General features: G+C 64.0%; 18 protein-coding genes. 16 read left to right on the forward strand and 2 right to left on the reverse strand.

From position 1 onward, the window contains the following. Nucleotides 1-11: 11 nt before the first annotated feature. From CCR82_RS16865 to soeC, 16 genes are all read left to right on the forward strand, one after another. A complete protein-coding gene (locus CCR82_RS16865; RefSeq protein ID WP_201246979.1) occupies nucleotides 12-602 on the forward strand; it encodes a sigma-E factor negative regulatory protein in 591 nt (196 codons plus the stop codon). 34 nt (nucleotides 603-636) lie between these two features. Beyond that, a complete protein-coding gene (locus CCR82_RS16870; protein ID WP_242513567.1) occupies nucleotides 637-1626 on the forward strand; it encodes a MucB/RseB family sigma factor regulatory protein in 990 nt (329 codons plus the stop codon). After that, nucleotides 1623-2099 (forward strand): SoxR reducing system RseC family protein, encoded by a 477-nt coding sequence (locus CCR82_RS16875; RefSeq protein WP_201246981.1) that lies wholly within the window; start codon nucleotides 1623-1625, stop codon nucleotides 2097-2099. The genes CCR82_RS16870 and CCR82_RS16875 overlap by 4 nt, the downstream gene beginning before the upstream one ends. Before the next feature lie 106 nt (nucleotides 2100-2205). Beyond that, nucleotides 2206-3690: a DegQ family serine endoprotease gene (locus CCR82_RS16880; RefSeq protein ID WP_242513568.1), complete on the forward strand. Its 1485-nt coding sequence runs from the start codon at nucleotides 2206-2208 to the stop codon at nucleotides 3688-3690. A 45-nt stretch (nucleotides 3691-3735) separates the two neighbouring features. Further along, nucleotides 3736-5541, forward strand: coding sequence for a translation elongation factor 4 (gene lepA, locus CCR82_RS16885; protein WP_201246982.1), 1806 nt, complete (start codon nucleotides 3736-3738; stop codon nucleotides 5539-5541). 83 nt (nucleotides 5542-5624) lie between these two features. After that, complete coding sequence (lepB, locus tag CCR82_RS16890; RefSeq protein ID WP_201246983.1) at nucleotides 5625-6470, forward strand: signal peptidase I; 846 nt, start codon at nucleotides 5625-5627, stop codon at nucleotides 6468-6470. Between the two features lie 7 nt (nucleotides 6471-6477). Next, nucleotides 6478-7161, forward strand: coding sequence for a ribonuclease III (gene rnc / locus CCR82_RS16895; protein WP_201246984.1), 684 nt, complete (start codon nucleotides 6478-6480; stop codon nucleotides 7159-7161). Between the two features lie 4 nt (nucleotides 7162-7165). Then, entirely contained in the window at nucleotides 7166-8200 is a 1035-nt protein-coding gene (era, locus tag CCR82_RS16900; RefSeq protein ID WP_201246985.1) for a GTPase Era, read from the forward strand. A 39-nt stretch (nucleotides 8201-8239) separates the two neighbouring features. Further along, complete coding sequence (gene recO, locus CCR82_RS16905) at nucleotides 8240-8998, forward strand: DNA repair protein RecO (RefSeq protein WP_201246986.1); 759 nt, start codon at nucleotides 8240-8242, stop codon at nucleotides 8996-8998. A 119-nt stretch (nucleotides 8999-9117) separates the two neighbouring features. Then, a complete protein-coding gene (gene pdxJ, locus CCR82_RS16910) occupies nucleotides 9118-9885 on the forward strand; it encodes a pyridoxine 5'-phosphate synthase (protein ID WP_201246987.1) in 768 nt (255 codons plus the stop codon). A gap of 117 nt (nucleotides 9886-10002) precedes the next feature. Then, complete coding sequence (gene gpmI, locus CCR82_RS16915) at nucleotides 10003-11598, forward strand: 2,3-bisphosphoglycerate-independent phosphoglycerate mutase (protein WP_201246988.1); 1596 nt, start codon at nucleotides 10003-10005, stop codon at nucleotides 11596-11598. Nucleotides 11599-11738: 140 nt separating this feature from the next. After that, entirely contained in the window at nucleotides 11739-12986 is a 1248-nt protein-coding gene (locus CCR82_RS16920; RefSeq protein WP_201246989.1) for a GlgC family sugar phosphate nucleotidyltransferase, read from the forward strand. Between the two features lie 68 nt (nucleotides 12987-13054). Then, entirely contained in the window at nucleotides 13055-13732 is a 678-nt protein-coding gene (locus CCR82_RS16925; protein WP_242513570.1) for an endonuclease III domain-containing protein, read from the forward strand. Between the two features lie 380 nt (nucleotides 13733-14112). After that, a complete protein-coding gene (gene soeA / locus CCR82_RS16930) occupies nucleotides 14113-17019 on the forward strand; it encodes a sulfite dehydrogenase subunit SoeA (protein ID WP_201246990.1) in 2907 nt (968 codons plus the stop codon). A 111-nt stretch (nucleotides 17020-17130) separates the two neighbouring features. Further along, nucleotides 17131-17853, forward strand: coding sequence for a sulfite dehydrogenase subunit SoeB (gene soeB / locus CCR82_RS16935; protein WP_201246991.1), 723 nt, complete (start codon nucleotides 17131-17133; stop codon nucleotides 17851-17853). A 42-nt stretch (nucleotides 17854-17895) separates the two neighbouring features. After that, nucleotides 17896-18876, forward strand: coding sequence for a sulfite dehydrogenase subunit SoeC (gene soeC / locus CCR82_RS16940; RefSeq protein WP_201246992.1), 981 nt, complete (start codon nucleotides 17896-17898; stop codon nucleotides 18874-18876). A gap of 64 nt (nucleotides 18877-18940) precedes the next feature. Here soeC and CCR82_RS16945 read toward each other — a convergent pair whose 3' ends face one another. Together CCR82_RS16945 and CCR82_RS16950 are read right to left on the reverse strand one after the other, a co-directional pair. After that, nucleotides 18941-19138, reverse strand: coding sequence for a hypothetical protein (locus CCR82_RS16945; RefSeq protein ID WP_201246993.1), 198 nt, complete (start codon nucleotides 19136-19138; stop codon nucleotides 18941-18943). Between the two features lie 51 nt (nucleotides 19139-19189). After that, nucleotides 19190-20647, reverse strand: a complete 1458-nt coding sequence (locus tag CCR82_RS16950; protein ID WP_201246994.1) for an NAD(P)/FAD-dependent oxidoreductase — start codon at nucleotides 20645-20647, stop codon at nucleotides 19190-19192. Between the last annotated feature and the right edge of the window lie 60 nt (nucleotides 20648-20707).

Consider the following 20707-nt stretch of genomic DNA (forward strand, 5'->3'; position numbering starts at 1 on the left):
AAGGCGACATCATGACAACAGCAACACCGGACCACTGGCATCTGACGGCACTGCTCGACGGCGAGCCCGGTCCTGGCGGATTCGAGGTCGCGATCAGCGCGCTCGAACAAGACGCCACCCTCCGTGCACGCTTTGAGCGCGGCCTGCTCATTGGTCAGGTGCTGCGTGGCGAGACGTCAACGCCCGCAGCGCGTACCATCAGCGCGCGGGTGTCGGCGGCGCTGGCGACCGAGCCGGTGCCGATGCGCCCAGCGCGGCGCCAGCGCGTCCCGGCCTCGATCAACCGCCCGGCGGCGGCCCTGGCCATCGCCGCCAGCCTGGTTGCCGTTGCTGTTCTGGTGGGCCCGGGGCTCTTGAGCGGCCCGGCCATGGAGTCGCCCGGCATGGCCCGCAACATCGCCCAGCAGGGTACTGCCGAGCCTGCTGGCAGTGATGATGCGCAAGCCGATGCACAGGTGGTCGAGCGCTGGACGATGGAGGAGCCCGCTGGTTCGACCGCGCTGGATGCCCTGTTAGTGGATCATCGCGAGCGCGCCTCGGCCTCGGGGCTGACTGGCTTTATTCCGTATGCCGCCGTGGTTGGTCAAAGTGGCCTGCGTTGATCCGATGTGGCGGCTGTTACCGCGCGATACGCGCTTGCTCATCATTGTTGTCGGTGTCTGCTGGCTTGCGTTACCGGTCGGTGCTGTCGATAGCGGCCAGGAGCGTTCCTCGCTCGAGCTGCTCGGTCGCATGGCGAAGGCGCTGTCGGAGCGCGAATACGAAGGCACCCTAGTCTACCTGAATGGCCATCAATTATCGACGCTGCGCATTGCCCATCGTATCGATGGCGGTCAGACCCGCGAGAGCCTGTTGGCGCTGAGTGGACCGATCCGGGCTGTTGCCCGCGGCCATCAGTCGGTGACCTGCGTCCTACCCGATGCACGTGCCATCTCGGTTCCGCGGCATCCGGCATCGGCGGCGACCCTGCATTCAGGCGCGCTCGATATTGAACGGCTGCGCTCGCATTATCTCATCCACCTGCTCGGGCGTTCGCGTATCGCTGGTCGTGATACCCGGGTCGTGGGTATTATTCCCAGGGACGACTTGCGTTATGGTTATCGTTTCTTCGTTGACGAGGAAACCGGTCTGCCGTTGAAAACCGACCTGATGGATAGCGCTGCGATCCCGATCGAGCAGGTGATGTTCACCGAGATCGAGTTTCTCGAGGAGGCTGACAAGCAAGCGCTTGTCAGCACCCCGGAGAGAACGCGCCCGGTTGCGGCCTTGAGCGCCCAGACGGCGACCTCGACAACGCCAGCCGATCCCTCGAAAATCGTTGATGCAGCCCCTTGGCACTTTACGGCGTTACCCGCTGGGTACCGGCTCGTCGCCGCTGATCCGCCTCGCGCCCAGGCGGAGGCTCAGGTTGAGGGGGGACGACGCTGGTTCATGATCAGCGATGGACTCTCGACGGTATCGGTCTATGTGGAGCCCGATCAGGAGCATGGCTTTACGGGGTACAAACGCGTCGGTGCCGTGCATGCGGCGGGGCGTCTCGTGGATGGGCATCAGGTTACCGTGGTCGGGGAAGCACCCCTGCCAACCGTTCAAGCCATTGCCGATGCGCTCAGGACTCAACCATGATAGAAGAACATGCCATCGTGACCTCGATTGAAGCTGGCATCGCCGAGGTCGAGATTATGCGCCGTTCGGGCTGTCATGCTTGTAACGCCCGTTCGGGCTGTGGTGTATCGCTGCTTGATCAGGTGCTCGGCCGACGACCACAGCGTTTACTCCTCGCTAATAAGGTCGCTGCCCGTCCAGGTGATGAGGTTGTCATCGGTATGCCGGAGTCGGCGCTGCTCAAGGCTGCCCTGGCGGCTTATATGATGCCGTTGGCTGGCCTTTTGGCCGGCGCCATCGCCGGCGACCTGATGATCGCGGATCAGTCCGCCGATCAAGGGCTACCGTTGCTGTTCGGTGCCTTTGGCTTTGTCGTCGGTTTGCTCGGCACGCGTCTCTATAGCCGACGACTCGCCGCCGATCCGCGTTGGCGCGCGGTGTTGCTGCGGCGCGTCACTCAGTCGCTTCCGGTGGGCCTCGCGAACATGCACTAGTCTACAAGCGGTGCGGTGGGTAAAGCCCGCATCTGTTATGGTGCCTGGTTATCGTTGTTGGTTTCCATCGGCCTTCATCCGTCTATCGTCTTGCTCTAGGACCCGCATGCATCATCGGTCTCTGTTCCTGTTCATCCTCGCTACCGTTGGTGTGCTCGGATTCGCCTTGGGGCAATCGAGCCTTGCGGAGGGGATCGGGCGGGCCGCTGAGCCCGCTAGCGAACAGGCGGCGTCTGAGATGGTGTCCGGGCTCCCGGACTTTATCCCCCTAGTCAAGCGCTGTGGCCCGTCGGTGGTCAATATCAGTAGCAAGCAGGGTTATGGGCTGGGGCCGCAGGACTTCGGCGCCGAGGATGGCCTGCCGGAAGACAGCCCACTGTACGACTTCTTTCGCCGTTTCTTCGGCGAGGAAGGCGGTCCTTTGCCCGAGGACGGGGAGCAAGGGCGCTCGTTGGGCTCGGGCTTCATTCTGAGCCCGGATGGCTACATCTTGACCAATGCCCATGTGGTCGAGGCCGCCGATGAGATCATCGTGCGCATGAGCGACCGCCGTGAGTTCGTCGCCCAGGTCATCGGCGCCGACGAGCGCAGCGATATCGCGCTCCTCAAGATCGAGGCGGCCGACTTGCCGGCGGTCGAACTCGGAGACTCATCGGCCATCGAGGTGGGAGAATGGGTGCTGGCGATCGGCTCCCCGTTCGGCTTCGAGCATTCGGCCACAGCGGGCATCATCAGCGCCAAGGGGCGCTCGCTGCCCTCCGAGAACTATGTGCCCTTCATCCAGACCGATGTGGCGATCAACCCAGGCAACTCGGGTGGGCCCTTGTTCGACCTCTCAGGACGGGTGGTCGGCGTCAATTCGCAGATCTACAGCCGCACGGGCGGCTTCATGGGGCTCTCGTTCGCGATCCCGATCGATGTGGCTATCGATGTGGTCGAGCAGCTCAAGGAGAAGGGGCGGGTCAGTCGCGGCTGGCTCGGCGTCTTGGTCCAGGACGTAACCCGTGATCTTGCCGAACCCTTCGGCCTGGTGCATCCGACCGGTGCGCTGGTCTCGCAGGTGCTGCCCAATAGTCCGGCCGAGAAGGCGGGACTGCGCGCCGGCGACATCATCCTGACGTTCGATGGCATCGATGTCCCGACCTCGAGTAATCTGCCGCCGTTGGTTGGGGTGACCAAGGTCGATGTCACGGTGGAAGTTGAACTCTTGCGCCATGGCGAACGGCGTACCGTGGCGGTGACCTTGGCGGAACTGCCCGAGGACGAGATGACCTCTATTCAGTCCGGTAATGGATCGGCGCCGGCGGCTAATCGGCTGGGCCTGGTAGTCACGGAGGTGCCGGATGATCAACGCGAGTTGCTCGCGCTCGAGGAAGGTGGTGTTCTGGTCGATCGCGTCGAGACCGGGCCTGCCGAACGGGCCGGTCTGCGCGCTGGTGATCTCATCCTGAACTTCCACGACGAGCAGGTTCGGGACTTGGCTCAGTTCGAGCGGCTCGTGGACACGGCGCCGGCGGGAGAGTCGGTGGCCGTGCTCGTGCAACGGGGCGATGGACGCATGTTCTATGCGTTGCGCTTGCCGCCAGAATAATCTTACCTGCCTTTTTGCTCGGATAGCCAAGGATCACAGCCGCCGATGGCCGACCTCAGTCATATACGTAATTTTTCCATCATCGCCCATATCGACCACGGTAAGTCGACGATTGCCGATCGCTTTATTCAACATTGCGGCAGTTTGACCAATCGTGAGATGTCCGCTCAGGTGCTTGACTCCATGGATCTGGAGCGCGAGCGCGGGATTACTATCAAGGCCCAGAGCGTGACCTTGGATTACCCGGCTAAGGACGGGCAAGTCTACGAGCTGAACTTCATCGACACGCCCGGCCATGTCGACTTCTCCTACGAGGTTTCGCGCTCGCTCGCGGCCTGTGAGGGGGCGCTGCTGGTGGTCGATGCGGCGCAGGGCGTGGAGGCGCAGAGCGTTGCTAACTGCTACACCGCCATCGACCTCGGTCTCGAGGTGCTGCCGGTGCTGAACAAGATCGACCTGCCCTCGGCCGAGCCGGAACGGGTGATCAACGAGATCGAGGAGATCATCGGCCTGGATGCGCAGGATGCCTTGCGGGTCAGCGCCAAGACCGGCCTTGGCATCCCGGAACTGCTGGAGATGCTGGTGGCCAAGGTGCCACCGCCGGTCGGGGATGCCGATGCACCCTTGCGGGCCTTGATCATCGACTCCTGGTTCGATCCCTATGTCGGCGTCGTCTCGCTGATCCGAGTCAAGGAGGGCACCTTGAAGCGTCGCGACAAGATCAAGGTCATGTCGGTTGGTCGCGCGCATCAGGCCGATAATGTTGGCATCTTCACGCCGAAGAAGACCCCTCGCGAGCAGCTCGGCCCAGGCGAGGTCGGCTTCGTCGCCGCCGGCATTAAGGAAGTTGATGGGGCGCCGGTCGGCGATACCATCACTGGCGTTGATCGCCCAGCGAGCCAGCGGCTCGGGGGGTTCCGCGAGATTCGCCCGCGCGTGTTTGCTGGCTTGTATCCGATCTCGTCCGACGACTACGAGGGTCTGCGCGACGCGCTCGCCAAGCTGCGGCTCAACGAATCGGCGCTGTTCTACGAGCCCGAGACCTCGCAGGCGCTCGGCTTTGGTTTCCGCTGCGGCTTCCTCGGCATGCTGCACATGGAGATCATCCAGGAGCGGCTCGAGCGCGAATACGATCTCGAGTTGATCACCACGGCGCCGACGGTCATCTACGAGGTAGTGCTGCACGATGGCGAGGTGATCAATGTCGATAACCCGACCAACTTGCCGGAGACCACCAAGATTCAAGAGATCCGCGAGCCGATCATCGAGGCCCATATCCTCGTTCCCCAGGATCTACTCGGCGGCGTGATCAACCTCTGCGTCGAGAAGCGCGGGGTACAGAAGAATATTCAGTTTCTCGGCGGTCAGGTCCAAGTCACCTATGAGATGCCGCTGAACGAGGTGGTGCTCGACTTTTTCGACCGGCTGAAGTCGGTGAGCCGAGGTTATGCGTCGTTCGAGTACGAACTCAAGCGCTTCGAGGCGGCCGATCTGGTCAAACTCGACTTGTTGATCAATAGCGAGCGGGTCGATGCACTATCGCTGATCGTGCATCGCTCCAACTCGGTCCATCGCGGCCGCGAGCTTGCCGAGCGGATGAAGGATCTGATCCCACGGCAGATGTTCGAGGTCGCCATCCAGGCCGCGATCGGCACCAAGATCATCGCCCGCACTACGGTCAAGGCGCTGCGCAAGAATGTGACAGCGAAATGCTATGGCGGTGATGTGACGCGTAAGCGCAAACTGCTCGAGAAGCAGAAAGCCGGCAAGAAGCGCATGAAGATGGTCGGCCGGGTCGAGATCCCGCAAGAGGCCTTCCTTGCGGTGCTTCAGTCCAGCAAGGATAATTGACCGATTTTGCATCCCAGACCTGATCGTCGTGCTGCGTGCGGCGTTCAAAGCGCCGTCACAGGACCAGGAGACGCCACCGCGCCATGAGCTTCGACTTCCCGACCTTCCTCGTTGCCGCGACCTTTCTCACCGGCGGCATTTGGCTGTTGGATGCGCTGCTGTTCGCGCCCAAGCGTCGTCGCCGTCTCGCTGCCCGTACTGCGGCGGAGAGCGCCTCAGCCCAGAGCGGCGGCTACAAGGAGCCGGTGCTGGTGGAGTACGCGCGCTCGTTCTTCCCCGTGATTCTGGTCGTGCTGCTGCTGCGCTCGTTCGTTGTCGAGCCCTTTCGCATCCCCTCGGGCTCGATGATGCCGACCTTGCTGGTCGGCGACTTCATCCTGGTCAACAAGTTCGCCTATGGGTTGCGCTGGCCGGTGCTGAATAAGAAATTCGTCGACATCGGCGAGCCCGAGCGCGGTGATGTGATGGTGTTCCGCTTCCCGCGCGATGAGTCGGTCGACTACATCAAACGCGTCATCGCGGTGCCAGGTGATCAAGTTCACTATCGCGACAAGACGCTCTATGTCAACGGCGAGCCCTTGGAGCAGACCCCGCTCGGCGACTATGTCGGGGAAAACGAACAGCCAACCGGGCTGATCGAGGCTGTCGAACAGGTCAACGACGAACACGAGCACGAGATCCTGATCAATCCGCGCACGGGTGATTTCCCACGCTCCTGCGGCGTGCTCGCGCGCGGCCCGGTGACGGTGCCCGAGGGCCAGTATTTCGTCATGGGCGATAACCGCGATAACAGTAACGACGGCCGCTGCTGGGGCTTCGTGCCCGAGGAGAACTTGGTCGGCAAGGCCTTCGCGATCTGGATGAGCTGGGATGGCAATCGTGACGGTCTGCCGATCGCGTTCGACCGCATTGGCGATGTGATTCATTGAGTCCGCCATGACATCTGATCCCAAGCGCCTGGCGATGGCGCTCATCGGTCACCCACCCGACTCGCTGGCGCTGATCGAGCAGGCTCTGACTCACCGCAGCGCGGGCCCGGTGAACAATGAGCGCCTCGAATTCCTCGGTGACGCCTTGCTCGGTTTCGTCATCGCCGAGGTGCTGCTGCAACGCTTCCCCGAGGCCAGCGAGGGCGATCTGACCCGGCGTCGCGCGACCCTCGTCAATCGCGAGGCGCTCGCCAAGATCGCGCGCGCGCTCAATCTCGGCGATTATCTGCGTCTGGACTCGGGGGCATTGCGCTCCGGCGGCCATGCGCGCGACTCGGTGCTCTCGGATGCGCTGGAGGCGCTGATCGGCGCTATCTATCTGGATCAGGGCTTTGCGCGGGCGAAGCAGATGATCCTCGAGGTCTTCGCCGAATCGTTGGCTGATGTAGCCAATCAGGAGGCGCGCAAGGACCCCAAGACCCGGCTGCAGGAATGGCTGCAGGCGCGGCGGCGTACCTTGCCCGAGTACGAGGTGACCGCGGTCACCGGCGAGCAGCACGCGCAACGCTTCGAGGTGCGCTGCCGGCTGCCCGATGACGGCCGGGAATGTCTTGGGGATGGCTCCAGCCGGCGCCGAGCCGAGCAGCAATCGGCCGAGACCATGCTTGCCCTTTTGACCGAGACAAATTGATCGCATGAGCCAGCCTCTGGATGAACCGCTTGATGAGCCTTTGGACGATCAGGTCGCTGCGCCCACCAATGCGGCCGTCGCTACCGTGCAGCCCCCCCCCGACCGCAGCACTCATCGCTGTGGCTATGTGGCGATCATCGGTCGCCCCAATGTCGGCAAATCGACCCTGCTCAACCGGCTGCTTGGGCAAAAGCTGGCGATCACCTCGCACAAGCCGCAGACGACGCGCCACAGCATCCTCGGCGTCTCGACCCTGACCTGCGGCCAGATCCTCTATGTCGACACGCCGGGCCTGCATCAACGCGGTGGCAATGCCCTCAATCGCTATCTGAATCGGGCCGCGCGCGCCATTCTGGCCGATGTCGACCTGGTGCTGTTCGTCGTCGAGGCGTTGCAGTTCAGCGATGAGGACGCGCTGGCACTGGCCGAGATCGCCAAGGCCGGCACGCCAACCCTGGTCGCCGTCAACAAGACCGATCGCATCACCGATAAGTCACGCCTGCTGCCCTTCCTGCAAGCGCTGTCGCAGCGCCATGCCTTCGTCTCGATCGTCCCGGTCTCGGCGCTGAAGGGGCATCAGGTGGAGCCGCTGGAGGCCGAGATCCTGGCCGCCTTGCCGGCGGGCGAACCGCTGTTCCCGCCCGATCAGCTCACCGATCGCTCGGAGCGCTTCCTCGCCGCCGAGCTGCTGCGCGAGCAGTTGATGCAGCGCTATGGCCAGGAACTGCCCTATCGGACCACGGTCGAGATCGAGTCCTTCACCCTCGAGCAGACCCAGGCAGGGCCATCGAAGGGGACGGATCGAGCCGAAGACCCCAGGGCGCGCATCCATGCGCTGATCTGGGTCGAGCGTGAGAGCCAAAAGGCGATTATCATCGGCCATCGCGGCGAGGCGCTGAAGGCGGCTGCTTCACAGGCGCGGCTGGAGATGCAAAAACTGTTCGGCCGGCGCGTGCATCTCGAGGTCTGGGTCAAGGTCAAGGACAGCTGGAGCAGTGACGAGGCCGCGCTCGCGAGCCTCGGTTACGGCGAATACTGAGCCGCCGCCCCTGGCGAGGGTCGTCGGGCCGCCTTGGCCATGCGCGCGCAGGCACTCAAGCGCGGTTTCGTGCTGCACCGCCGGGATTATCGCAACAGCAGTCTGCTGCTCGAGGTCTTCAGCGCAGAGCACGGTCGCCTGGCCTGTCTCGCCAAGGGGGCGAAGGCGGCGCCGAAGGGGCGTGGTGCGCTGGCCTCGCTGCTGCAGCCGTTTCAGCCACTTTGGCTGCACTGGGTCGGCCGTGGCGAGGTGAAGACCCTGACCCGCGCCGAGGCCGCCGCCCCGGCGATCGCGCTCAGCGGTGAGCGCCTCTACTGCGGCTTCTACCTGAACGAGCTGCTGATGCGCTTGCTCGCGCGCGATGATCCCCAGGAACCCCTGTTCGTGTTCTACCAGCAGGCGCTGGCGGATCTGGCGACCGAGCCCATGGACGCGGTGTTGCGCCGTTTCGAGCTGCGCTTGCTGGAAGAACTCGGCTACGCGCTGGATCTGCGCCGGGATCGTCATGGCGCGCCGATCGATCCGAGTCGATACTATGGTTACAGGCCCGACGTGGGGCTGGAGCCGCTGCTCGACCCGAGGTGGGAGTCGGTGCCGGAGCCGGTGCCTGTCGTGGCGTCGAGCCTCGCGCCAGCGGCGCTGGTCAGCGGCGCCACGTTGCAACGCCTCGCCGCTGGATCGGCCTTGTCGCCGCGCGAGAGCCGTGCGGCGCGCGGCCTGATGCGCGCGGCACTCGCGCCGCATCTGGGGCCGAAGCCGCTACGCAGCCGCGAGCTGTTTCGCCGGCGCCCGGGCTGAGGCGCGTTGCCATCCGCCACCGCTTGTCCGTCATCCACTCAGCGCACCGTCCGGCGGTGCGCGCTCAACCCGTTTGCCGTTCAATCGCTCGATCTCCATTCTCAACCGCAGGAACCATCATGTCAGAGCCAACCGGGGCGCCGATCCAACTCGGCGTCAATATCGATCATATCGCCACCATTCGCGCCGCTCGCGGCACCCGTTACCCGGAGCCGATCCAGGCCGCGCTGGTCGCCGAGCAGGCCGGCGCCGATGCCATCACGCTGCATCTGCGCGAGGACCGACGCCATATCCAGGATCGCGATGTGCATCTGCTGAAGGGCATCCTGCAGACGCGCATGAATCTGGAGATGGCAGCGACCCCGGAGATGGTCGAGATCGCCTGCGCCGTGCGGCCGAGCGACTGCTGCCTGGTGCCGGAGCGGCGCGAGGAGCTGACCACCGAGGGCGGGCTCGATGTCGCCGGCCATATCGACATGCTCAAAGAGCAGACCGCGCGGCTGACCGACGCCGGTGTGCGTGTGTCGCTGTTCATCGATGCCGAGGCGGTGCAGTTGGAGGCCGCCGCCGAGATCGGCGCGCCGGTGGTCGAGATCCACACCGGTCGCTATGCCGACGCCCGCTCGCTGGCGGCGCGCGCCGAGGAGCTGCGGCGCATCGCCGAGGCGGTGGCGCGAGGGCAGGCGCTTGGGCTGCAGGTCAACGCCGGGCATGGGCTCGATTACCCGACCGTCGAGGCGATCGCCGCCTTGCCCGGCGTGCGTGAACTCAACATCGGTCATGCCATCGTCGCGCGCGCGCTGTTCTCGGGGCTCGAGGGCGCGGTGGCGGAGATGAAACGCCTGATGGTGCAGGCCGCGCTCTTGGGTCAGCACGCGCGCACTTGAGGTGTCTGCCCCCCGTGGTCTCGTCGCTGTCATCGAACCCGGGTAGAAAAGGAACGCCGTTTGCTTCATGTTCCAAGACATCCTCCGAGACATCCCGCAACCCAAGGTTTTTCGATCATGACTACCACCGCAGAGTCGGCAACCCCGAGGCGCCCGGTTGTCCTGGTCATCCTCGATGGCTTCGGCATCAACCCGAGCAAGCTCCACAATGCCATCGCCCAGGCGAGGACACCACGGCTCGATGAATACTTCTTTCGGTATCCGTTCACGCAACTGAACGCCTCCGGCAGTGGCGTCGGCCTGCCGACCGGACAGATGGGCAATTCCGAGGTCGGGCACATGACGCTCGGCAGCGGCAGCCTGCTGCGCCAAGACCTTGTGCTGATCGACGATGCGATCGCCGATGGCCGTTTCTTCGAGAACGCGGCTTTCCTCGAGGCGATCAACAGGGCCAAAGCCAAGGGCCGACCATTGCAACTGCTCGGGCTGGTCTCCGAGGGCGGCGTGCATAGCCACGCGCGCCACCTGCTGGCCCTGATCGAGCTGTGCCGGCGCGAGCAGGTCACCCCCTTGGTGCATTTGGTCGCCGATGGGCGAGATACCCCACCGAAGTCGGTGCTCAACGGCCTCGGCGAGATCGAGGAGGCGCTCGACGGCGCGGGCGGGCGCATCGTCACCGTCAGCGGGCGCTACTATGCGATGGACCGGGATCGGCGTTTCGACCGCACTGAGCGCGCCTGGCGGGCCATCGTGCTTGGCAAGGGGCGCGCTGCCTCGAGCGCGCGCGCGGCGATCGATGCCGCCTATGCCGCAGGCGAGGGCGATGAGTTCATCCATCCCAGCGTCATCGGCGATTGGCGGGGGCTCGAGGCCGATGATCCGATGGTGCTGTTCAACTTCCGCAAGGATCGGCCCCGGCAGATCGCCGCCGCGCTCGCGTTGGACACCTTCGATGGCTTCGATCGGGGCCAGGCGCCGCGCGCTGACCTGACCTGCATGATGGTCTACGACAAACGCTTCGGGCTCGCGCATGCGTTCGATCCAGAGGTGCCGACCATCACCCTGAATCAGGTCATCAGCGCGCAGGGGATCGAGCAGTTTCACTGCGCCGAGACCGAGAAATATGCCCATGTCACCTTCTTCTTCAACGGTGGCAACGAGGAGCCGGTCGCCGGCGAGGTGCATCGATTGATTCCGTCCCCGATGGTCAAGACCTATGACCTGAAGCCGGAGATGAGCGCGGTGCAGGTGGCCGACGCCGTCGTCGAGGCGATCGAGAGCGGGCGCTACGGCTTCATCGTCGTCAACTTCGCCAATGGCGATATGGTCGGCCATACCGGCTATATGGAGGCTGTGGTGCGGGCGGTCGAGGTGGTCGATCAGCAGGCCGGTCGCGTGTTGGATGCGGCCACGGCCAATGGGTATTCGGCGCTGCTGACGGCCGATCATGGCAATTGCGACATGATGCTGGACCCCGAGACGGATGCGCCGCACACCCAGCATACGACCAACCCGGTGCCGTTGCTGGTGGTGGACAAGGAGCGCTGGGTGCTGCGACCGAGCGGAACCCTGGCTGATGTGGCCCCCACGGTGCTCGAACTGATGGGGCTGCCGGCTGCGGAGGCGATGTCGGGCCAGTCGCTGCTGTTCGAGGCCCTGGCACCGCAGCCGAATGTCGCGCACGACCGGCTCGGGCTTGCGCGCACCGGCTAAGTCGCTTTCAATCGGGCAGGCCGCTTGCTGATCGGCGGATTTTTGCCCCAATGTGGGGCGTCTACCCGCCCGTATGCGCCAGGATGACGCAGCTCAGCTGGTGATGCGGGTGTCGTTGTCCAAACACCCGAGAATCGTTCATGCCCTCGAAGACGCTCACCTTCGTATTCGCCGCCGAGCGTGGCGCGCCCGCGCCACTGACCGAGCATCGCTGCAAGGCCGCCGTGCCGGTGGCCGGCAAGTATCGGGTGATCGATTTCACCCTGGCCAACTGCTTGCACTCGGGGCTGCGCCAGGTGCTGGTGCTGACCCAGTACAAATCACACTCGCTGCATAAGCATCTGCGCGATGGCTGGTCGCTGTTCAACGCCGAGTTGGGTGAGTTCATCACCGCCGTACCGCCGCAGATGCGCTATCACAGCGACTGGTATCGCAATGCAATGGATGCCTTGCGCCAGAATCGCTACCTGATCGAGCGCAGCCCGGCCGATAGCCTGTTGTTGCTCGATGGCGGGCTGGTCTATCGCATGGACTATGCCGAGCTGATCCGCTCCCACCGCGAGCAGGGCGGGGGCATCAGCTGCCCGCTGCGCCAGGCCGGACCCGGCACCGCCAGCGGCGGCATGGCGGTGGAGGTCGATGCCGAGGGGCGGATCATCGCCATGCGCCCCCCGCCCGAGGCGGGCGATGCCTACCGCTCGACGATGGGCGTGGTGCTGATCGACAAGGCCCTGCTGCTCGAACGGCTCGAGACCCTGGCCGAGGCCGGTGAGGCGGAGATGGCGGCAGGCATGGAGTCAAGCATGGAGTCAGGCGCGGATCTGGTCACCCAGCTCCTGTCGCCGTTTCTCGATGGCCGTGCGTTCACGCCGAGCCCGCCGGTCGCCTATGGCTTTGGCGGCGAGCGCGGGCGCGTCAGTCAGGATCGGTACTGGAGCGACCTCGGGTCCACCGATGCCTACTTTCGCGCCAACATGGATCTGCTCAAGGCCGATTCGCCCTTGGATCTCTATCAGGCCGACTGGCATATCCTGACCTATCAGGGGCAGTATCCACCGGCGCGCACCGTGCCTGGACCCAGTTCCGGGAACGAGGGCATCTTCGTCAACTCGATGCTGGCGGCCGGCACCGTGATCCGTGGCGGCGGCGTCAGCCATTCGGTGCTCTATCCACAGGTGCAGGTCGAGGACGGCGCGATCGTCGACGAGGCGATCCTGTTCGAGGGTGTGCGGGTGGGGGCCAATGCGCGCATCCGGCGCTGCATCTGCGACAAGGAGGTGGTGATCCCGGCGGGCGCCATCGTCGGCGAGGATCGCCGCGCCGATGCCGAGCGCTTCGCGGTCTCCGATGAGGGCATCGTGGTGATCCGCAAGGGGCAGTCGCTTTGAGTCGAGCGCCCGTGTGGGACACCAGCCTCACGACCAGCCGCGAGACCGATCCCGATGGGGCTTTGGGCCTGGCTGACTCGCTCGCGGAGCGTGGCGATGGGGCCATTCGGGCGCTCTATGAGCGTCTCGGCTCGGCGTATGCTGAGCAACGCTGGTGGCCCGCCGAAACGCCGTTCGAAGTCATGCTCGGCGCCATTCTGACTCAGAATACCGCTTGGACGAATGTCGAGCGGGCGTTGGATCAGTTGCGGGCAAGGATCCCGCTCAGGCCGGAGCCGGTGCTCGGGCTTGCCGAGCCGGTGCTCGCTGAGCTAATTCGGCCCTCCGGTTATTACAACGTGAAAGCACGGCGGTTGCGCTGTTTCTGCGCGGCGCTGATCGAGGCTGGTGGCGAGGCCGCATTGGCGGCCATGCCCACCGAGCCGCTGCGGCACTGGCTGCTGGCGATCAACGGCATCGGCCCCGAGACCGCCGACGATATCCTGCTCTATGCCTTCGAGCGGCCGGTGTTCGTCGTCGATGCCTATACAAGACGGCTGTTTCGCCGTCTCGGGATGATCGACGGGGATGAGGGCTATGAGCGCATTCGCCAGCAGGTCGAGGGGGCCATCGGGCCGGATACGGCCTGCTTCAATGAATATCACGCATTGATCGTGCGCCATGCCAAGGAGGTTTGCCGCGCGCGTACACCGGCCTGTGAGCGCTGTCTGCTCAGCCGAAGTTGCCGGCAGCGCGGGGGCGAGTGAGGTCTGATCAGAAGCGGCAGATGGTCTCGCCGCCGTGCTCGATCTAGCCGTCAAAAAACCTTTATCAGTCCATAAAGGAATTCAAATCATGCGGATAGCATACCCTGTGCGCGCCGCTAAAACCTTGATTTTTGTCTATGATTTGGCTTTCCAGGCGCTGATCATGGATGCGGGAAACGCCTTCGGTTGTTTGTTTAACAAGGGGTTATAGGTGTCAGCGGGTCCGGGGCGAGCGCTTTAGCGCTGGCGTAAGCCGTCGTCGACGAGGTTGGATTTCCCCAACAGCAACAGCGTTGTCATTGATCTCGGCGCGTACCGCTCGGGCTTCTCAACTATTAGAATATCGTGTCATTCCCCGAGGCCAGACGAACGACACCCCCATGAAAGACCCTGCTGTGCACCACGATGCCGAGATTGGCCGGACCGAGGTCAAAGAGACCACCTGCTACATGTGCGCCTGTCGCTGCGGTATCCGCGTGCACCTGCGCGATGGGCAGGTCCGCTACATCGAGGGCAATCCGAACCATCCGCTCAACAAGGGCGTGCTCTGTGCCAAGGGCTCGTCGGGCATCATGAAGCAGGTCTCGCCGGCGCGCCTGACCAAGCCGCTGAAGCGCAAGGCCAACGCCAAGCGCGGTGAGTCGAAGTTCGAGGAGATCTCCTGGGGCGAGGCGCTGACCCTGCTCAGCGAGCGGCTCGGCAAGCTGCGCGCCGAGGACCCGAAGAAGTTCGCGCTGTTCACCGGCCGCGATCAGATGCAGGCGCTCACCGGCATGTTCGCCAAGCAGTTCGGCACCCCGAACTATGCCGCCCACGGTGGTTTCTGCTCGGTCAACATGGCCACCGGCATGATCTACTCGATCGGCGGTTCGTTCTGGGAGTTTGGCGGGCCGGATCTCGACCACGCCAAGCTCTTCATCATGATCGGCACGGCCGAGGATCACCACTCGAACCCGCTCAAGATCGCCATCTCCAAGTTCAAGCGCGAGGGCGGGCGTTTCATCGCGATCAACCCGGTACGCTCGGGCTATGGTGCCATCGCCGATGAATGGGTGCCGATCAAGCCCGGCACCGATGGCGCGCTGTTCATGGCCCTGACCCATGAGATCATCAAGCTCGGCCTCTACGACCGCGACTTCCTGATCCAGTACACCAATGCCGCCGAGCTGGTCATCGACGACCCGGCGCGTGACGATCACGGCATGTTCTACCGCGACGAGAGCGTCGAGGTGACCCGCGGCTGCACCGATCCGCAAGACAAGTTCTGGTGGGATCGCAACCAGGGTGAAGTGCTGACCCACGCCGAGGGGGCCGATCCGCGCATGCTCGGCAGCTTCACGATGAAGGACGGCACGCCGGTCAAGACCTCGTTCCAGCTCCTCATGGAGCGGGTCGAGTCCTACACGCCGGATTGGGCCGAGGGCATCACCGGGATTCCGGCCGACACCATTCGCCGCCTCGCCCACGAGATGGGCGTGATGGCCCGCGATCATAAGATCGAGCTGCCGATCAGCTGGACCGACGCCTGGGACAAGGAGCACGACACGGTCACCGGTAACCCGGTCGCCTTCCATGCCATGCGCGGCCTCGCGGCGCACTCGAACGGCTTTCAGACCATCCGCGCGCTGAGCATCCTGATGAGCGTGCTCGGCACCATCGATCGCCCCGGCGGCTTCCGCCACAAGGCGCCGTTCCCGAAGCCGATCCCGCCCTGCCCGAAGCCACCGCACGGCCCGGAGGCGGTGCAGCCGAACACCCCGCTCGACGGCTTGCCGCTGGGCTGGCCGGCGAAACCCGAGGATCTGTTCGTCGACGATGACGGCGAGCCGGTGCGCATCGACAAGGCCTTCTCCTGGGAATATCCGCTCGCGGCCCATGGTCTGATGCACAACGTCATCACCAATGCCTGGCGCGGCGATCCCTATCCGATCGATACCCTGTTCCTGTTCATGGCCAACATGGCCTGGAACTCGGCGATGAACACGGTGGCGACGCGCGAGATGCTGGCCGATCAGGACGAGAACGGGGAGTACAAAATCCCGTTCCTGGTCGTCTGCGATACCTTCGCCTCGGAGACCGTCGCCTTCGCCGATCTGGTGCTGCCCGACACCACCTATCTGGAGCGCCATGATGTGCTCTCGATGCTGGATCGGCCGATCTCGGAGTTCGATGGCCCGGTCGACTCGGTGCGCCTGCCGGTGCTGCCGCCGAAGGGCGACAGCCGGCCGTTCCAGGATGTCCTGATCGAACTCGGTGCGCGCATCGGCTTGCCGGCGTTCACCAACCAGGATGGCACGGCGAAGTACAAGAACTATCCCGACTTCGTGGTCAACTACGAGACCTCGCCGGGCTCCGGGATCGGCTTCCTCGCCGGTTGGCGCGGCAAATTCGGCGACAAGTACCTCAAGGGCGAGCCCAACCCGCAGCAGTGGGAGCAGTATGCCGCCAATGGCTGCGTCTTCCATCACGAGCTGCCGCGCAGCTACCAGTTCATGCGCAACTGGAACAAGGGCTACCTGCACTGGGCGCGGGCGCATGGACTGACGCGCTGGGCCGAGCCGATCACCCTGCACCTCTATTCCGAGGTCTTGCAGCGCTTTCGTGCCGCCGCCCAGGGCAAGTGGCCCGGGCGCCAACCGCCGGAGCGTTACCGCGAGCGCATCGAGACCTACTTCGATCCGCTGCCGTTCTACTACGAGCCGCTGGAGACCCAGCGCATCGACAAGAAGCGCTTTCCGCTCAATGCGCTGACCCAGCGGCCGATGGCGATGTATCACAGTTGGGACAGTCAGAACGCCTGGCTGCGCCAGATCCACAGCCACAACTATCTGTTCGTGAATCCACAGATGGCGCTAGTGCATGGCATCGAGGATGGCGACTGGATCTGGGTTGAGTCACATCTGGGCCGTGTCAAGTGCATGTGCCGCTTCTCGGAGGCGGTCGAGCCGGGCACCGTGTGGACCTGGAACGCGATCGGCAAGAGTTCCGGTGCCTGGGGGCTGAGCGCGAAGGCCGATGAATCGCAGAAGGGCTTCCTGCTCAATCACCTCATCGGCGAAGAGCTGCCGCTGACCACGGCCGACGGCAGCCAGCATCTGTCCAATTCCGATCCGCTCACCGGCCAGGCGGCCTGGTATGACGTGCGCGTGCGCATCGAGAAAGTCGAGCAGCAGGAGGGACAGGCCTCTGAGCCCCAGTTCGCGACCATGAAGCCCTTGCCGGGTCAGCTCAACCGCCCCCGGCAGCGTTGGCAGGCCTATGTCGCTGGCCTGTTCGGCCGCAAGTGAGACGGCGCCGACGCCGACAAGACAGGCCGGTGGCGCGTGCGTTCCGAACCAGGAGCGGGCGCCCACCGGCGACCATCAAGCCTCCGGGCCAGCATTACCCGCGATAGATCCATGACCCAACTCGCCCTCGTCATCGATTTGAACGTCTGCGTTGGCTGCCATGCCTGCGTGACCTCCTGCAAGCAATGGAACACCTCCGGTTGGGCCGGCCCGATGGTGGATGAGAACGCCTACGACGCCAACCCCACCGGCACCTTCTTCAACCGGGTGCAGACCTATGAGGTGGGCAGCTTCCCGAGCACCGAGACGGTGCATTTCCCGAAGAGCTGCCTGCACTGCGAAGACCCGCCTTGCGTCCCGGTCTGCCCGACGGGGGCGTCCTACAAGCGTGAGGACAACGGCGTGGTGCTGGTCGATTACGACAAGTGCATCGGCTGCAAATACTGCTCCTGGGCCTGCCCCTATGGCGTGCGTGAACTCGATGAGCAGCAGCAGGTGATGAAGAAATGCACCCTGTGCATCGACCGCATCACGGATCAGACCCTGCCCGAGGCCGAACGCAAGCCGGCCTGTGTGATCGCCTGCCCGACCAACGCGCGCCTCTACGGCGATGTGCATGATCCGGACTCCGAGGTCTCGATCGCGATCCGCGAGCGCGGCGGCTATGCGCTGATGCCGGAGTGGGGCACCAAGCCGGCCAATCATTATCTGCCGCGGCAAAAGACCCGCATGCACGTCACTGAAGAAGACCTGCAGCGTTCCAATAATCCGCTCACCAAGGAAGACATCACCGTCTACTCCGGAGAAGAGACGCTCGACGACGTCTCTTGGTAGCCCGAGCGCGCTTTACGCAACCTGAAACGCGATATCAGAACCATGCATCCAGCTTTCTCCGTTATCTTCCTGACCACGCTCATCGGCGCCGGCCAAGGACTGTTCCTCGCCCTGTTCACCGGGCAGTTGTATTCGACCATTCATCTGGTCGAAGCGCAGCCGGCCTCGTTCTATGCGCTCGGCAGCGCGCTGTCGCTGGCGTTGCTGATCGGCGGCCTGGCCGCCTCGTTCTTCCATCTCGGGCGCCCCGAGCGGGCCTGGCGGGCCGCCTCGATGTGGCGTACCTCCTGGCTCTCGCGCGAGGTCATCGTGCTGCCGGTGATGATGGGGATCGTGTTTCTCTACGGGGTGTTCCATTGGGCCGGCTGGACGCGGCCGCTGATCGTCCTCGGCGATGGCGCCCTGCCGATCGACCCCACCTTCGTGCTCGGTCTGCTCGGCGTGTTGGTGGCGCTGGCGCTGTTCATCAGTACCGGCATGATCTACGCGAGCGTCAAGTTCCTGCAGGAGTGGAGTTCACCCTATACGATCGGTAACTTCACCTTTCTGGGGACCGCCTCGGGGTTCATGTTGGCTGCGGCCTATTCCGCGCTGCTGGGCAACACCTTGGTCGGGTTCTTCGGCACTTGGGCGGTGATCGCCACGCTCCTCGGCTTGGCCACGCGTCTGGCCTCGCTGCTGCGCAATGCCTCGCTCAAGCACAAGAGCAGCCTGCAGACCGCGATTGGCGTTTGGCATCCGCGCATCGAGCAGACCTCGCAAGGCTTCTCGGCCGATTCATTCAATACCCGCGAGTTCTTCCACCATCAGAATCCGGCGACCCTGGCGCTGATCCGCAATGCCTTTTTGGTCCTGGTGTTCCCGGTACCCGTGGCGTTGGTGATCTTGGCCTATGCGATGGAGTCGGCCACCCTGCCCATCGTCGCCTTCGCGATCCAGTATGTCGGCCTGCTTGCCGAGCGCTGGTATTTCTTCGCCGAGGCCGAGCATCCGCAGAATCTCTACTACCAGCGCATCTCTTGATGGGTCGATGGGGCCTGAGCGACTCCATGCTCAGGCCTTGTCGATGGCTGATGAGTTTTGGCAGTTAGTGGTGCGAGCTGAACATCAATTTGAACATCTTCAGATTGATGACGATGAACCGCCAAAATTGCCACAGCAGGCTGGTGCGCATATAGCGCGTGAAGCCCGTCGGGACCGGCGGGTAATAGGCCTGCTGATAGGGTTCTTTGTTCTTCGGCTTGGCCGAGGCGGCGGCCGCGCTCGTGGTTGCTTCGCTGCTCATCAGGATATCTCGCTATTGAGGGTCGTGGGCATATCGGACTAGGCAGGATGCTTAGTGCGGCAGTAGCGACCAGCCCGGTTTCATCTTCGCCTGATAGATGAAGACATGATGCAGGATGTACTTCATCCAATGCCCGGCAAGGCCGATCTCGCCGAAGGTCAGGTTCATGTCGCGACCGTACTCGGGATAGGTCTCGTAGTCGGGCACCACCGGGAACACGGTCATGGTGGCGGCCGAGCCCTGGAAGAGATCCATGCCGGTCGAGGCCACGCACGCAGCGCCGGTCTCGGCCATCGAGGCGGTATGGGTGGGCTCTGCGGCACCGCCGAGCATGTCGCGAATGCTCTCGGCGACGGCCTTGCCCATGGTCGCCGAGGGCATGCCGGTGCGCGGTGGTGCAGGGTTGATCGGGGTGTCGTTCGCGCTCTTCATCGGCTTGCTGATCAGGTGCGGCGGCGCGAAGGCGATGCCGATCGCGAATAGATTCTCGTAGCGCGGGCTCTGATAGGTCTTGGGCCAATCGTCCTTGTGCCATTCCTCATAGGGCTTGGGCGTGTAGTCGCCGTCGACCTTCATGAAGCCATTGGGCGCGAACAGCTCGCTGGTGATGTCGCCGCCGTCCTTGCCGTAGGCCTTCATCGGTTGGCCGGCGAAGGGCGGTATGAGCATCGCGAAGTCGAATTCCAGCGTGTGCTCGCTGCCGTCGAGGATCTCGTAGTGGATCTTGCCGGGCTCGATGCGCTTGACCGCCGCACGCACGATCCACTCCATGCCGCGCTCGACCATCAGTGACTCGGCGAACACCTTGCCGTTGGTGATGTAGCCGCCGCGCTTGATATGCACGCCGCCCATGCCGAAGTCACCGAGTTCGTACTCGTTGCTGATCCAGACCATGCGCGCCTTGTCGCGGATCTTCTCCTTGCGGAACATGTGCTCGATGTTATAGATGTACTCAAAGGCCGCGCCCTGACAGGTGCACATGCCGTGGCCGGTGCCGATGACGAAGGTGCGGGTCTCGCCGCGTTTCATCGCCGCGATGTTGGCCTGTAGCTCTTCATTGGCATGCAGCGCATGGCCCGGGGTGCAGACCGAGGTGGTGTAGCCCTCATCTGGACCCAGTCCCGGCGTGGCGCCGAAGTTGAGCTTGGGGCCGGTCGCGTTGACCAGGTAATCGTAAGTGAGCGTCTCGCTCTGACCGGCGCGCGCCGCCTCGGTGTATTCGAGGGTCACATAGGGTTGATCGGCGGCATCACCGCCCTCGGGGTGGATCGAGAGCGCCTTGGCTTGCTTGAAGACGACGCCGAGCTTGTCGTAGACCGGTGCGAGCGGGAAGGTGACCTGGCCCTCGGTCATTTCACCGACGCCGACCCAAATGTTCGATGGGATCCAGTTCCATGTCTCGTTCGGCGAGACGACGACGATCTCGTGCTCCTGGCCGACCCACTTGCCGAGCCAGCGTGCTGTGGTGTGGCCTGAGATGCCCGCGCCGAGGATGACGATGCGTGACATTGATGTAACCTCCAGTGGTTGGTTTTTTCGATTCGAGCCTAGCAGCACGAATCGGCTCGT

The sequence above is a fragment of the Halochromatium salexigens genome, from assembly GCF_016653295.1.
GTDB lineage: Bacteria > Pseudomonadota > Gammaproteobacteria > Chromatiales > Chromatiaceae > Lamprobacter > Lamprobacter salexigens.

Excerpts from the sequence above, each read along its gene's own strand:
- CCR82_RS16865 (WP_201246979.1), top strand. The coding sequence starts at position 12 with ATGACAACAGCAACACCGGACCACTGGCATCTGACGGCACTGCTCGAC.
- CCR82_RS16875 (WP_201246981.1), top strand. The coding sequence starts at position 1,623 with ATGATAGAAGAACATGCCATCGTGACCTCGATTGAAGCTGGCATCGCC.
- CCR82_RS16880 (WP_242513568.1), top strand. The coding sequence starts at position 2,206 with ATGCATCATCGGTCTCTGTTCCTGTTCATCCTCGCTACCGTTGGTGTG.
- lepA (WP_201246982.1), top strand. The coding sequence starts at position 3,736 with ATGGCCGACCTCAGTCATATACGTAATTTTTCCATCATCGCCCATATC.
- lepB (WP_201246983.1), top strand. The coding sequence starts at position 5,625 with ATGAGCTTCGACTTCCCGACCTTCCTCGTTGCCGCGACCTTTCTCACC.
- rnc (WP_201246984.1), top strand. The coding sequence starts at position 6,478 with ATGACATCTGATCCCAAGCGCCTGGCGATGGCGCTCATCGGTCACCCA.
- era (WP_201246985.1), top strand. The coding sequence starts at position 7,166 with ATGAGCCAGCCTCTGGATGAACCGCTTGATGAGCCTTTGGACGATCAG.
- recO (WP_201246986.1), top strand. The coding sequence starts at position 8,240 with ATGCGCGCGCAGGCACTCAAGCGCGGTTTCGTGCTGCACCGCCGGGAT.
- pdxJ (WP_201246987.1), top strand. The coding sequence starts at position 9,118 with ATGTCAGAGCCAACCGGGGCGCCGATCCAACTCGGCGTCAATATCGAT.
- gpmI (WP_201246988.1), top strand. The coding sequence starts at position 10,003 with ATGACTACCACCGCAGAGTCGGCAACCCCGAGGCGCCCGGTTGTCCTG.
- CCR82_RS16920 (WP_201246989.1), top strand. The coding sequence starts at position 11,739 with ATGCCCTCGAAGACGCTCACCTTCGTATTCGCCGCCGAGCGTGGCGCG.
- soeA (WP_201246990.1), top strand. The coding sequence starts at position 14,113 with ATGAAAGACCCTGCTGTGCACCACGATGCCGAGATTGGCCGGACCGAG.
- soeB (WP_201246991.1), top strand. The coding sequence starts at position 17,131 with ATGACCCAACTCGCCCTCGTCATCGATTTGAACGTCTGCGTTGGCTGC.
- soeC (WP_201246992.1), top strand. The coding sequence starts at position 17,896 with ATGCATCCAGCTTTCTCCGTTATCTTCCTGACCACGCTCATCGGCGCC.
- CCR82_RS16945 (WP_201246993.1), bottom strand. The coding sequence starts at position 19,138 with ATGAGCAGCGAAGCAACCACGAGCGCGGCCGCCGCCTCGGCCAAGCCG.
- CCR82_RS16950 (WP_201246994.1), bottom strand. The coding sequence starts at position 20,647 with ATGTCACGCATCGTCATCCTCGGCGCGGGCATCTCAGGCCACACCACA.